Raw genomic sequence first — 15081 nt, 5'->3', positions numbered from 1 at the left:
ACTCATGGAGCTATAACTTCAGTATAATTGTCATCGTTTTGATTGTTGAGAGTGTGAAATGGTACGGAAATTGACAGCAATAGATTTATTTTCGGGGGCAGGTGGTTTCTCGCTTGCAGCTCATAATGCTGGCGTGGATGTACTTGCTGCGATTGAATTTGATCAACACGCAGCTGAAACTTATAAACATAACTTAGTAGATCGACTAGATGCAAAAACACAGGTTTACGCTAAAGACATTACTGAGTTTGATATAGACTCACTTCTTAATGATATAGGAATAAAAAAAGGTAGTTTAGACATCCTTTTAGGTGGCCCACCGTGTCAAGGCTTCTCTTCTCATCGTATTAACGACTCAGGCAAAGATGATCCAAGAAACGACCTACTCATTCGTTATTTCGATTTTGTTGAGCACCTCAAACCTAAATCTTTCTTAGTTGAGAATGTCCCCGGCTTGCTATGGCCTCGTCACGAAAAATATCTCAATGATTTTTTAAATCTTGCCAAGAAGCATGGTTATACAATCGTTGCTGGTGAACCGCTTATTTTGAACGCACGTGATTATGGCGTACCGCAAAATCGTCGACGTGCTTTTATATTTGCACTTCGTGATGATGTAATGCAAGAAGATATCGATTGGCCACCACCCCCAACCCACCATAAATCTGGTAACTCTCCATGGCTAACAGCCTCATCAGCTTTTGAAAAGCCAAATTCAAAAATCTTAAATACCTTCAGAGAACGACTTGCAGAAAAGTTTGGACATTCTAAAGAAGAGTCAGCTAAGATAATTGAATCATTAGAATGGGGCGAAAAACTTAAGACTCAAGATTCATGTAACTTAAGTATGACTCACTCTGAAACTTTAATTAAGGTATTTGGAAATACACCATTACTAGGTGATAGAGAAGAGTCCGGTAGAGAGCTAAACTGTCACAAAAACTACAAAGGCCATAAAGATGTTTATGGTCGTATTTATCCACATATACAAGCAAATACAATTACCGCAGGTTGTAATAATCCGTCAAAAGGACGCTTTGTGCATCCTTGGCTAAATCATGGGATTACTTTACGTCACGCCGCACGTCTACAAACCTTTCCAGATAACTACATGTTTACTGGTGGCTCAATGTCAGTAGCAAAACAAATTGGAAATGCAGTTCCTGTTAAATTAGGTGAGGCTTTAATCTTAAAGATTAAGAGCATCTTAGAACAAAACTCTCAATAGTCATCTGAAATTACTTCCTTGTTTACCTCATCAGTAGGTTCTTCAGGCTCTGATAAATCTAAAGTGATGTAGTCAACGCCTATTCTACCTTCATAGTGACTTTGGATACTTTGATAACGAGCTGCATATGCAGGTTTTAATAGTGATATAGGGTAAATATTTTCGATTTTTTGAATTACTTCTGGAAAGCCATTATCGTCTAATTGCGTTTCAAAAGTAATCATCTCCTTATAATCTCTTCCATCATTACTCCAACTCTCATCATCATGATTTTTAATTACTATTTTAACTAATTCAGGAAGCTTAGATTCTAAATTTAAAACAGAAAATGCTAGTTGTTCGTTATCAGGAGATGTAACGTATATATAAGATGAATGGTGTGCATTGTGTAGAGCTTCTCTTATATGAGTGACTTTAACCAATCTAGCTAAAGTTAAAGCTCTATGGGGCTTCAAAGCTGAAACACCTAAGTCAGTGTCTTGATTTGGGATTGTATTACAGCTTGGAGATACACATATGTACCAACTATTTCCAGTATCTTTTAAAATACTTCCTGTAGTTATATATTTTTGAAAATGTTTAGTTGTAGAAAGCTTTTCATTGTATGAATGTGCTATCAAATATAGATCTTCAGGATTTAATTTTTCATTATTGACATTTCGAGCTGATGCGTTGAGTATCTTTGTCTGGAAGTCTTTATATAGTACTAATGAATGTTTACTTCTTTCTACATATGGAATTATAGGATCAGTTACTGACTGGGCCGTTTTAACTACATCTGCAGCAAAATCAGATTCATATAAAATACCATCTAGCGCTTCATTTACAATATTACCTAAAAGCTCTCGAGCAACTCTTTCTTTATTTTTATCTTCTGACTGTAAAATACCCCATAGAAAAGCCATTTGGTCTTTATCTAAATAAGAAATTGATTTCTCCATAGATAAGTTGGCATCTTCAATACGATTTTGCAAATCAGATGTCACCACTCTATAGAAACTCGGATTCCAATTACGTAAAGCAGTACTGATACTATCCCAAACATCTTCAGGTGAATCATCATCAGTTTTGGAGCATAATATAATAAAAACATCACCTGCTTGTATCCATAGTCCTCGTTCGCCATGAATGTGACGCTGAGTATATTCTGTAGAATTTAGATTTAATTTATTAATAGAATTTTCTAGTAATAATTTTATATGATCCTGACATGTTTTCTCTAAATCCGATTCATCACAAAAATCACAAAAATCTTTATTAATTTTTCTTAAATCAATTTTATCTAGGATAAAGTGTGATTTCATTTCTTCTGTAACGAAAGTCTCCCATAAATCAATCCACTCTAAATAATTATCTTCCCACTTTTTTATGACATATTCTTTTGTAGTTATAGTCTCTATATCTAGTACTTTCCGAGAACCTCTAAGTGTAATTGCAACTTCGAGCCAGACTGAGTTGAGTAATTCATTGGTATAAATAACAACCATATTCATGTGCTTACTATAGCTCAATTGATAAGCTAATTCTAATGAAGATTCAGCCCTATTATCTTGATTTTCAGGTTTCAAATAGTAATCAAGAACAACAAGATCACTTTTTCTAATTTTCTCATAATCTAAATTTAATGTATCACTTTCAACATCGCAAATTAGTTTGCTTTGATGAAAGAAATTGATAAAACTCTTAGCTACATCGCTTCTTTCAATCGCTCGATTCAATTTATTCAATTCATCTATTTTTATTTTTAATTCACTTAGGTTTTGCGCTTCAATTTTTGGCAGCTCTCTCAACTTCTCTGAAATAACTTTCTTGTTTTCAACTAAGTCTTTATAAGGAAGGTACTCGTCATCAATCAGCAATACAGAGCGAATTGCATTGTTACGGAAGGTCTCAACAATTTTGTCTTTATAAGCTACTGTCATTTTTTGATTTCCATACCACGAAATTGAATTACAAAGTTAGCACCATCTTTGATGAGCTTTTCTTCATTGTTTTGTGCATACCAAATTTTATGGTGTGCTACAGCTAGGTTTTCCCTAGATAGATAAAGTCCAACACCGTTACCACTTGAACGCCGGCTGTAAAATAGCTCAAACAGTCTATCTATATCGTCTGGATCGACTGGAGGGCCACTGTTTGCTATTACGACTAAGTCGTCTACAATATCGATCTCTATTTTTCTATCTTCCGCAAGGCCAACCCAGTAAAGTGCATTATTTATGACATTTACAAACACTGGAATAATGCGTGATTTCACATCTACAACTACCATTTTTTCAAAAGACTGACTTACTTTGAATTCTACATTTTGACGCTCAAACCTATCTCTAAAGAAAACTTCTATATTTTTGAGAATTTCAGTTCCAGTGATATCGTCACGCGATTGATAACCAGACAACTTCAATGGTGATAAGAAACGTAGGTACTCAGTAAATTGCTTATGGGCTTTCATTGCATTTTTAAAACCAATTTCGCTCTGAGCACTGCTACTCATTGATTTTAGAGAACGTGTTACAGATTGGTCTTGAGCATTCAATTCATGCGCTAATACTTCAAAACTGATACCTAACTGCGCAAGACTACGAATTTGATTAATTTCTTGCTTTGCATTTGCCCGTTCTTCTTCTGCAATCATGAATGCCGAATCTAAATCAATACCGTTTTCAAGCTTATCTAATGCTTGCAAAAATGCATCGTATTTATAAGAAAACTCATCAGCTAGCGTAATGTAGATAGCGTCTATACTGTTGAGCACGGATGCTACATCACTAGATTCAGTCACTGCATCTAAAATCGGAAGCGCTTCTTTTTCAAAAGCTTTTTTATCTTCTCTAGATTGGGTCAGCCAGACATTTTTGAGTCGCTCAAAAGTGTTATCTATATTGTTCGTATAACTGTTTATCTGCTTGGTTAATGATGACTCACTACTTTTATATTTTTTTTCAGCACTTTGAATAGGTGAAAAGTACTGCCCTTTGGCTTCAATTTTATTTAGCTTCTCTCTGCAAGTTTGCAACAGCTCAGTAAGCTCAGCAAACATATCTCGATAAGATCGATATTGCTCTTCAAGGGTATCAGTTACTTTAGCTGGTTTATTTGGTACTTTAAGATCGGTTCTTAGAGACTCAATTTTATCAATCTTTTTGACTAGGTGATCCAACTGATTTAGCGAGATAGTAATATCATTACTTAGTTCGTCATGTAAGCTTTTGGCCTCTTCAACTTGTTCACTCAATACGCTTTCATTTTTCTTCAAGGTTGAAGTAAAGCTTCTCATATTTGTTTTAGCTGATGCCTTTTGCGCTTTTTTTTGTTTTTGTTTGGCTTTTGAAAGTGCGTCGAGCATTACTTGTCGATTATCTGAATTTCTACCAAAGTATCTATCAGCCAAACTAACTAATAAATTCTTTATAAGCGATTTTAGCTCTCTAGTCGCTTGGTTACTAATAAATCCCTCTCGACCAGCTTTATCTTTAAGACGATAATTGTCTTCTTGATGGAGGGCAATATGGCCGAATATTTTTCTATTCGCCCAATAATGCCGACCAGCATTCGTTCCTCGCCGTTCTTCTATTTCAAAAAAATCATTGTCAACACGGCCATAGGGTAATACCCTGAGTGAATCTCGGGATATTGTAATCCCAGAATATTTGTATGCTTGCTCTATTATTAGCGAATGTTCTTCAGGAGAATGAGTAGACTTTGACAGCATAACTTCGAAAGCGCCTAATTTAAAACCAAATGCTCCTGTTTGGGTATATGCTGCCATGCCTGGAGATCGACATGGAATTTCTACATTGAGGAAATCTATACCGAATGCTTTTACTCTCCCTCTAAACCAGCCTTTCTCATCAATAAATCCCTCGACTTGATGTTCTAGTTTACAGAAATCTTCATAGTCAAATACATCTCGATAATCTAAAATAGTGTCATATTTTTCTGTATGCCAAAACTCCCTATCAAACTTCTTTATTTCATAGCGAAATGTGATATTTTCATCTTTATCTTCTCTGTCAAAAGGATTTACAAAGGCTCGTAACGTATCTACTAGATTTTCTTTAATAGCCGTTAACTCATCTGACTCTCGGTCTAGATCACCACGATTTGTGAGAAGTTTTAGATCACGATTTAAGCCTAATAAAAAAAGAGCGGTACCGTGTGTTGCATCATCTAAACTTTCGACCTTTTCAAGCATTTCTTTCCAACTGTCCAAATAGTGCGTATTGAAAGAAAATGACTTATTAAGAAGCTTTATCTGATCCTCTGTTGAAATAAATTCACTAGCACTTTTATCACTCTTATGTGAGTCAAATATTTCTTTTTCATCCTCTGTAAACTTATCCCATGCTCGCCTTAAAAGTAATGAATCAGGGTCACTTTCTGAAGGATCTAAAGCTAAATTGGCTAACATATCACTCTGTAGTTCAGAGCAAAGTTCAGGTAATTGGTCTAGAGTGTCAAACTCACTCATTGGTACTTTGACATCTTGCAAGCTTAGGTAAGTGTTCTCAAATAGTCGCCAGTCAATAAGCGCTGCCGAAAAGCGAGAGTCTCTCTTTTTAGTAACGATTAGAGTAACTGGAGCTAAAAAAGCGGTAGAGAGACGGCCTATCCCTTTTTCACCTTGTGTAGAACGATCAGGTAGATCAAAACGATCTTCCTCTGGAAGTAATTTTTTAGTAGTCTTTGAGGCAGTACCAATGGTTAACCAGCTGTCACTTAGCTGATCGAATGTCATTCCACAGCCATTATCGATAATCGCTCCACACTTTATATCTGCGTCATACAAATGAAGCGCCACATCTCTTGCGTAGGCATCGTATGAGTTTTTCCATAACTCACTAACAGCAGTAGGAGCATCAGCAATTTGACCTTTACCTAGATGATCAATAGTTCGAGCCTGTGCTTTAAATGAGACTGACTTTCTATCTAATTTTGAAGTCATATTAAATGCTTACATCCATTGTTAGTAAAATTATTCTAAAAATAGTGATTGCTGGATAATAGCGCTTTTGCTTTGACCTAAGTATATAAAATATTCAATTTATATTTATAAATTAGGTAGACTATATAGTCTACTTTCAAGAACCATGAGACATATGGCAGTATACAATAGTTCATCAGATTCAGCTAACACCGCTGTACGAGCATTTCTGACAAAAGTTGGTGAGCATTACTTAGGCCATTCCTTTAATACGGGTAGTGGAAAAGGGAAAGCAATTTGGTTAGCTATAAAAGGGGAAGATTTCTCTGATTGCTGTGCCTATTGTAATGATACTTCTAATGCGCTGCAGATCGAACATGTTTTAATGTTTAATCGTACAGAGTATGGACTTCATCACCCTGGTAATATCGTCCCATGTTGTAAGTCATGCAATAAGCGAGAAAGGTTAGAAAGTAAACAATATTGTCATTGGGAGCAGCACTTACTCAAAGTTTGCGAACGAAGAAATGAGCTTGAATTATTTGAAGCAAGAAAAATGAAAATACTCGCCAATTTTGAGAAGTACAAATATCCAAAGCTCAATGAAACCGAGCGGCATGCCATTAGAGTTATAGCTAACAGCTTATACGAGAATATCAAAATAGAGTCTGAAAAATCTCTCAACATGTATAAACAATTAGATGAAGCCTTTGTGAAATAAATAATTATCTAGGAGTCGTCGCACTCAAATTGGTCTTGGTAGATTTGTCACAAACGGAGGCGATTTGGCGAGTGATATCCTTCCTTGGTGCAGGCAGCTTGATACTGTTAATTGGTTATCTTGCCCCATTACCACCCGCGCACGAGGAAACAGAAAACCAAAATTAGGCGTAATGACAAATCTGGTTAAGTGAAATTGTGCCGTGAGCAATGTGGTTCTGTAGTAAACTGGACACCATTAGAAAGTAAGCGTTGATTGTCTTACTTTTAGCATTTTTTATAAAAGGTTATGAAAGCAGATGGATAAGAGAGTAAGTATTCAGTGGTTCCCTGGGCATATGAACAAAGCCCGTAACGAAATCAAAGAAATCATGCCGCAGATGGATTTGGTCATCGAGGTCATCGATGCGCGTATCCCTTATAGTAGTGAAAACCCAATGGTTGCAGCATTGCGCGGCGAAAAACCTGTCATCAAAATCCTGAACAAAGCCGACCTTGCTGATCCAGAATTGACCCAAGCGTGGATGGAATATCTTGAGCAGCAAAGCGGTGTCAAAGCCATTGCTTGCGATACCGAGAAAGCCAACGATGTGAAACGTATCATCGCCATCTGTAAACAACTGGTGCCCAATAAAGTCGGCACAGGTCGCCAAATCAAAGCCATGATTATGGGTATCCCGAACGTTGGCAAATCTACCTTGATTAATACGCTAGCAGGACGCGCTGTCGCAAAGACAGGTGACGAGCCAGCCGTGACCAAATCGCAGCAGCTGATTAAGCTGGACGATGACATCATGCTCTATGATACCCCCGGAATGCTATGGCCAAAAGTCGAAAACGAGCACTCTGGCTATCGTCTGGCAGCGACTGGTGGTATTCGTGATACGGCTTTTGACTTCGCTGATGTGGCCAGTTACACCGCTGAGTACTTGATGCATGCCTATCCTGAACTGCTAAAAACTCGCTATAAAATTGAAGAATTACCTAAGACAGATTGGGAGTTTTTTGAAGTCGCTGGGCGTAATCGCGGCTGTGTCCGTTCGGGTAATAAAGTCGATACTTACCGCATGTCTGAGATTCTCGTGAATGAGTTACGTAGCGCTAAAATTGGGCGCATTACGTTAGAAACGCCAGCAATGACCGAGGCTGAAGAACTCGTGGTCGCCAAACAAAGACTCGCTACAGAAGAAAAAAGAATTGCTAAAGAAGAAGAGAAGCGTTTGCGTCGTTTGAAAACACGTAAGAATCGGAAGTAGGCATTCACTAATAATATAAGCGACTATGAATCCATTAATACCATCAGCTAAAACTATTCAAATTTATCTGCCAAAAGGTAACCCTCGTGGGTTGCGTTTGGCAGAGATGACTACGCGCACGGTAAGATTGATTGAAATCCCACGTATCCACATTGATGACTTTTTTGCGATGCCCGATGCTAATCAAGTGGGTTTATACTTCTTAATTGGTGAAACAGAAAGCACAGAAAAACCCTTGCTTTATGTTGGGCAAACTGGTGACCTTAAAAGGCGTCTTAACCAACATGATGATAAGGATTTTTGGACGCGAGCTTTTGTCATGCTCTCGACCAATAACTCTATGACCCAAACTCATGCACTTTATATGGAACATAAAGCTATAGCGACTGCTACTCAAGTTGGACGCTATGAAATTAAAAACGGTAATAATGGGAATCGACCGCATACTCCCGACCCGTTAAAAGCTGACTGCGAAGAACTGTTTCACACCCTTGATGTCCTGTTATCAACTCTAGGACAACCTATTTTCGAATCTTTGGCTATCCATGATAGCCTACATAGCAATAACACTTATAAAAATAAAACTACTTTTTCTTCCCTTGCTAAAGCAGAAAAAGAAATTGAAGCATTTCCAATTAAACCCACGCCAGTATTATTTTATTACAAGGTTAAGGATGCTAATGCTGAAGGCTATTATGACGATGATGGCTTTGTATTACTGGCAGGATCATTAATACGACAAGCACAAACACCATCAGCACCGCCATTTGTGACTAGATTAAAAGAGAGCTTGCTCAGTAGCGGCAAACTAATAGCAGTAAATGATAAAAGCTATAAACTTACTGAAAACCAACTCTTTAAAACACCCAGTGGCGCTAGCGTATTGGTATCAGGTCGTTCAACCAATGGCTGGATTGAGTGGAAAAATGAAGCAGGTCAAACTTTAGATAGTATTTATCGCTAACGCCTTTAATCCCAACATGCGACCCTCATATAAACTTCTTACTTTTGAATTGTTCGCCCATTGCCTATGACAGCTACTAATTTTATCCATGCCGATACTAACCTCGACTCCTTCGCACCCCGCCTACTAGATTGGTTTGCCGAAAACGGTCGCCATGACTTGCCTTGGCAGCAGCACCAAACCGATACACCCAACCCTTATATCGTTTGGCTATCAGAAGTCATGCTGCAACAGACGCAAGTAACGACAGTGCCACCCTACTTTGCCCGTTTTATGGACAGCTTTCCGACAGTGCAGGATTTAGCAGCAGCGGACTGGGATACCGTGGCAGAGCATTGGGCAGGACTTGGCTATTATGCGCGGGCGCGTAATTTGCATAAAGGCGCTAAGCAATTGGTCGAAGTCATTGATGAGACGGGCAACTTTCCGCAGACACTAGCAGGATGGGAAGCAATCTCTGGTGTTGGACCGTCGACTGCTGGCGCGATTATGGCAATGGGCTTACATCATTATGGCGTCATTTGCGATGGCAACGTTAAACGAGTAATCACACGTTGGGCAGCGATTGACGGCGACATTACCAAGTCAGCCACGACCAAAGAGCTATGGGCATTGGCAGAACGTTTAACGCCTAGGGAAAACTCAGGACTATTTGCGCAAGCGATAATGGATATGGGCGCAACCTTATGCACTCGTAGCAAACCTGCTTGTCTTTTGTGTCCGTTAAAAGATGACTGCCTAGCCCATGCGCAAGGGCGTGAGACGGATTATCCAGTCAAAGCAAAAAAACAGCCTAAACCTAGCAAGTTTAGCAATGCACTGTTAATTAAAAATTCTAATGGCAATATATTGTGGTTACAACGCCCTGATAATGGCATTTGGGGTGGACTGTGGAGTTTGCCTTTGCAGTTTATTGAAAAAATTGACGGTAAAGTAAGTGGCAAAACAACTGCTAAAAATTCAGAAGTCAGCGCTGATAAACCATTAAAAGTTGCTAGTAATGAAAAAGTTTATGAAACAGAATTTACCACTGCTGAACAGATTATTAACGAGTGGTTAGATAAGCATAAATTGGCAGCAAAAGCAGTCAGTAAAACTTTATTAGACGACGCTCCTATTAAGCATTCGCTGACCCATTTCCATTGGTATTTGACACCGCAATCTGTCACTTTAAACGCTAAGCAAACTGCTGAAATGACCGAAGCCTTACAAGCAGCAGAGATTAATATTCATTGGTTAAATGCTGTTGATGCGCAGGCAACACTTGGATTGCCACGCGCGATGGTTAAGATTTTAGAATAATCATATAATCCATGCCTCCACACCAATTATGCTCAAACCAACTGATTAAAGAACCACCCCATACACCATAAAAAAGCGACTCACAATGAATCATGAGTCGCTTTTTTTATTTATGAAATACTAGAAGCTTAAGACTTTGGCACTCGCAAGCGCATCAATCCTTCCTGCTGCACAGTGGCCACCAGCTTACCATCTTGCCAGAACTGCCCATGGTTTAAGCCTTTGGCATTAGACGTGGTATCACTCCACATGTCGTACAATAGCCAATTATTTAAATCAAAATTACGATGAAAATGCATCGAATGATCGATACTGGCCGCTTGTAAGCCGCTGGTCATAAAGCTGACACCGTGCGACATCAGGCCGGTTCCCACTAGATAAAAATCAGAAGAGAATGCCAATAGTGCTTGCTGAATAGCAATGGGCTGCTTGCCCAGTTCACGAATGCGCAACCAGTTCGCCTGTTTAGGTTTCATCGGCTCCGGATGAATCGGATCGCGCGGTTTGACTGGCTTAATCTCAACATGACGACGACGCATAAAACGGGCTTTGAGCGCGTCTGGCACTTTACCAACATACTCTTCTTTTAAATCCTGCTCGGCGAGCAAATCTTCAGGCGGCGGATAGACTGGCATATCTTCTTGATACTCCAAGCCCTCTTCCATCGGTGAAAATGAAGCAATCATCGAAAATATCACTTGCTCAACTGGTGGCTTACCACGCACTTCTTTATATTGAATCGCGGTCACTTCACGCGCAGACAGACTACGACCGTCACGTAGGCGGCGCACTTGATAAATGACGGGCTGAGTGATGTCCCCACCGCGCAAAAAATACCCATGCAGTGAGTGACAGGGTTTGTCTTTATCTAGTGTATGCGCCGCTGCCATGATGGCTTGGGCAAGGACTTGTCCACCAAAAATACGACTGCCGACATAATCGTGGCTTTTGCCCTCAAAGATATCAGGGGTAACCTCGATAAGCGCCACCGTAGTTAGCAGCTCATCAATCAGTTGCGAATAATCGGACATGACGATATGTTTCCTTATTTTTATCAAAAACGCTACGCATCTAAAAATGAGCATCTAAAAACATGCACCCAACGATATCAATATGATATCGCGCAAGATCCTTTGCGGTTGAATGTAAAATAATATGAAATCACTTGCTGAAAATACACAAGAGAGATTTTAGAACAAAAAATACCGATGAAGTATCGCGATGATTAAACATTCATTATTCGGCAAGAAGGTCAACATCTTACCCAAAATTGTGAGCTTTGACTAGATAATGGCGGTGTATCCACCAGTATCCGTCTAATGCACTAACTTAGCGAATAAAGCACATAATATCAATTATGATAAATAAACAAAAAAACGAGACGATTAAACACCTCGTTTTTATATCAGACTTTTAACTTATGGTTTTACTGCCACTAATACGCGGATAGAGTCTGGCACTAGCGATAAATTACTCAAGGCTTGCTCGCCTTGGGCTTTTAGTTGCTCAAGACGCTCAATCTCTGCAGGACGGACGTTAGGATTGATGGTTTGTAGGTGCTTTAAGCGTTTGATTTCACGTGACCACTGTTGGCTAAAGCGGGCGCTCGCCTGCTCACCAATCTCTGCTAACTGCTGACGGGCAATGTCTTCGGCTTCATAATAACGCTGCTCAATCACATCGCCACGTACTTTAATCACTTGGCGGGCACGGTTTTTATCCAGACGCTCAATATGCGGCATGATCATATCGGCACTGATACGCGCGGATAAATCACTGCCTTGCTCACTGATAAACACACGGATATTTTGTGTCGTCAACGTCGCTGGCAAATTGAGCAATCTCGGCGCAATCGCTTCGACACGGAAATTCACTTCGAGCAGTACCATACCTTGTGGCACAGCAGAACTTTTTAGCATCGCAACCGTGGTATTACCAAAGGTGCTGGTACTTGCCAGCTCATAGATAGCGCGCATCAATGGATGCTCATGAGTGATGAATTCGATATCTTCACGCTGTAGTGCTTGCTCACGCTCAAAGGTCAAGGTCATGCCATCTTCATCACCAAGTGGCAGGCCATCGATATAATCACTAATCTCGGTGCTATCAATCGGGGCAATCACCCACGAGCCATCGCGCTGAATATTGTGATCAATATTGGCTGAGGCAAAAAAGCGCTCGATAAACTGCGGCAATAGATTATGACCATCAAAATCACGCATGGCGTCCGCGATACGACCAGCGACACGTGGACGGCACGAGTTATATTCTAATAGGCGATCACGACCCGCTTGTAGCTGCGCCTCTAGCCCCAATCGCGTCTGTTGTGCTTCTTCGATAATACTTTGCAGAATTGTACGATTAGCATCGGTATCCGCGCCTTCAAGCATCGGCTTAAGCTCTTGGATATACTGCTCTTGTACGCTCTGCGCGGTCGGTGAAATCTGATTAAACATATTCAGCGCATCGTGATACCAATGATACAATCGCTCTTGCGCTGTGCCCTGTACATAAGGCACGTGCAGCATAATTTGTTGTGTTTGTCCGATACGATCTAAGCGACCGATACGCTGCTCCAAGGTATCTGGATTGGCAGGTAAATCCCATAGTATCAGCTGGCTGGCAAACTGGAAATTACGACCTTCCGAGCCAATCTCCGAGCACAATAGTATCTGCGCGCCTTCGCTGTCTGCGAAGAATGCGGCTGCTTGGTCACGCTCAAGTAGCGTCATTTGCTCAGTAAAGATAGCCGTCTTAATGCCTGCATGCAGACGTAATACCGCCTCCAAGCTCTCAACGGTCGCGCCACTACGGGCAATCAATAGCACTTTTTTGTGTTTAAGCTCACCGCGCAAAATCTCAATCAACCATGGCACACGTGGATCGTCTTCTAGCCAGCCACCATCAGGTTGGTTTTCTTCGCCCCACAGCTGCTCGCGCAATTTGCCATTGGTTTGATAGCTGTCTATCCATGCGGCAGGTAATGCCAGTGGATACGGCTGGCTGCTACGACCATAAAACCCTTTGACACTCTCACGAGTATTACGGAATAAAATACGGCCTGTACCATGACGATCTAGTAGCTCATTGAGCGCATGTGTGCGCAGTTTTTCATCATCATTAATCGTTGCCAACTCATCCATGCTGATGTCTAGCAAACTGCTTAAGGCGGCAATTTGACTGTCACTCAAAGGCTTATCTTCGATTAATACACCAGCGACAGCAGCCGTTTCAGCAAAAGCTTCTTGACCATCGATAAATTCATCCAAGTCATCAAAGCGATCTGGATCGAGCAAACGCAATCGAGCAAAGTGACTTTGTGCCCCAAGCTGTTCAGGCGTCGCTGTCAGTAGCATAACTCCTGGCGTCTCTTCGGCAAAGTCAGCAATCAAGTCATATTTATCGTTGCCACCTTGCGCCTCGTCCCAATGCAGATGATGCGCCTCATCGACCACCAATAAATCAAACCCTGCATCCATCGCTTGATCATACAAGTCAGGATGGTCGAGCAATAGATCCATACCAGCAATGATACATTGCTCAGTCGCAAAGACATTTTGTTCAGGATCGTGTTCTTTAATGGCTGCCGCACGTACCAAATCAAACAGCGCAAAATTCAAGTTAAAGCGACGGCGCAGCTCAATCATCCACTGATATTGTAGACTGTCTGGCACTAGGATAAGCACACGCTCAGCTTTGCCCGTTAACAACTGTTGATGAATAATCAAACCCGCTTCGATGGTTTTACCCAGACCCACTTCGTCAGCGAGCAACACACGCGGTGCAATACGTTTGCCAACTTCATGGGCGATATAGAGCTGATGCTCAATGATATCGACACGTGCGCCCATCATGCCTTTGAGTGGATGACCAGCAAGCGCCGATTGCATACGCAAGATATCTTGACGCAGCTCGTACCAATCACCGCGCTCAATACGACCAGCTAGCAGACGCTCAAGCGGCTTAGCCAAGGTGATGTTGGCAGCGAGACGAGTTTCCATGATGCCGCGCTCGTGTTCATCGACACCATATTTGAGCACGCCCATCACTTCATCAACCGCATTGACCAGATAGCACTTGCCGTCTTGGTCATAAATGCTATCGCCAACTTTGAACACCACGCGTGATAATGGCGCGGAGTTTTTCGCATAGACGCGCGTCTCTTCACTTTGCGGAAATAAAATATGTACACATCGGTCGTCTACATCGATGACCACACCTAAGCCCAACTCGGACTCCGTATCAGATAAATAACGTTGACCAACGGCGAATTCGGTGCTGTGCAATGAAGCGATAGAGATAGTCATAAGGCGATGTCTTTTTGTACTCAGATGATAAGAAAATAGGTAGTTAGCAATGGTGGCTAGTAATGCTGGCAAAGGTTACTTACTCACGCCGCTACCCGTCAAAAAACGTCAGTGCAAAGCAGCCACATAAATCAAGCCAACGTTTTGGCCGAACCATTATATAACGTTAGCGGCTAGATGAGTGCGTTAAGTTGACTTTTCAAGAGCAGATTGATGCAAGATTATTTCAATACCAAGCATAAGTTGGTTATATAAAATAATAAGATAACGACTCGTAAGTAAAGAAAAAATATTGTCATTATAAAATTGCTTCTGTATTGTTAACAAATGCAATAGAACATCTCCCTTTTCTTACCTGAACGACCTAAATTGTCCAAACG

General features: G+C 40.7%; 10 protein-coding genes. 6 read left to right on the top strand and 4 right to left on the bottom strand.

Features of this window, described 5'->3' with window-relative positions; genetic code table 11:
- Positions 1-58 precede the first annotated feature (58 nt).
- Complete coding sequence (locus tag JMY08_RS02965; RefSeq protein ID WP_201590150.1) at positions 59-1228, top strand: DNA cytosine methyltransferase; 1170 nt, start codon at positions 59-61, stop codon at positions 1226-1228.
- Here JMY08_RS02965 and JMY08_RS02960 read toward each other — a convergent pair.
- Both JMY08_RS02960 and JMY08_RS02955 read right to left on the bottom strand, forming a co-directional pair.
- Positions 1222-3150: a response regulator receiver domain gene (locus JMY08_RS02960; protein ID WP_201590147.1), complete on the bottom strand. Its 1929-nt coding sequence runs from the start codon at positions 3148-3150 to the stop codon at positions 1222-1224. The two genes, JMY08_RS02965 and JMY08_RS02960, sit on opposite strands and share 7 nt — an antisense overlap.
- Positions 3147-6173 (bottom strand): ATP-binding protein, encoded by a 3027-nt coding sequence (locus JMY08_RS02955; RefSeq protein WP_201590132.1) that lies wholly within the window; start codon positions 6171-6173, stop codon positions 3147-3149. Before JMY08_RS02955 ends, JMY08_RS02960 begins: the two co-directional genes overlap by 4 nt.
- Positions 6174-6327: 154 nt before the next feature.
- Between JMY08_RS02955 and JMY08_RS02950 the strand changes: the two genes are divergently transcribed.
- From JMY08_RS02950 to mutY, 5 genes are all read left to right on the top strand, one after another.
- Complete coding sequence (locus tag JMY08_RS02950; protein ID WP_201590115.1) at positions 6328-6873, top strand: HNH endonuclease; 546 nt, start codon at positions 6328-6330, stop codon at positions 6871-6873.
- Positions 6870-7040, top strand: coding sequence for a DUF2339 domain-containing protein (locus JMY08_RS02945; RefSeq protein WP_201590266.1), 171 nt, complete (start codon positions 6870-6872; stop codon positions 7038-7040). Before JMY08_RS02950 ends, JMY08_RS02945 begins: the two co-directional genes overlap by 4 nt.
- A 131-nt stretch (positions 7041-7171) precedes the next feature.
- Positions 7172-8128 carry a ribosome biogenesis GTPase YlqF gene (gene ylqF / locus JMY08_RS02940; protein ID WP_201590112.1) on the top strand — a complete coding sequence of 319 codons (957 nt, stop codon included), beginning with the start codon at positions 7172-7174 and terminating at the stop codon, positions 8126-8128.
- 25 nt (positions 8129-8153) lie between these two features.
- Complete coding sequence (locus tag JMY08_RS02935; protein WP_201590109.1) at positions 8154-9092, top strand: GIY-YIG nuclease family protein; 939 nt, start codon at positions 8154-8156, stop codon at positions 9090-9092.
- A 66-nt stretch (positions 9093-9158) separates the two neighbouring features.
- The gene (mutY, locus tag JMY08_RS02930; RefSeq protein ID WP_201590106.1) at positions 9159-10394 is read left to right on the top strand and encodes an A/G-specific adenine glycosylase; all 1236 of its coding nucleotides are present in this window, start codon (positions 9159-9161) and stop codon (positions 10392-10394) included.
- A 128-nt stretch (positions 10395-10522) separates the two neighbouring features.
- Here the strand turns inward: mutY and JMY08_RS02925 are convergent, their stop codons facing one another.
- On the bottom strand, positions 10523-11425 hold the full coding sequence (locus tag JMY08_RS02925) for an acyl-CoA thioesterase (protein ID WP_201590103.1): 903 nt from the start codon (positions 11423-11425) through the stop codon (positions 10523-10525).
- 387 nt (positions 11426-11812) lie between these two features.
- Positions 11813-14701: an RNA polymerase-associated protein RapA gene (rapA, locus tag JMY08_RS02920; protein WP_194620905.1), complete on the bottom strand. Its 2889-nt coding sequence runs from the start codon at positions 14699-14701 to the stop codon at positions 11813-11815.
- Between the last annotated feature and the right edge of the window lie 380 nt (positions 14702-15081).

Origin of the sequence: Psychrobacter sp. Pi2-51 (genome assembly GCF_904846665.1) — a bacterium.
Classification (GTDB): Bacteria; Pseudomonadota; Gammaproteobacteria; order Pseudomonadales; family Moraxellaceae; genus Psychrobacter; species Psychrobacter glaciei.
Note: the sequence above shows the minus strand (reverse complement) of the source record. Positions and strands in the feature narration are given on the sequence as shown.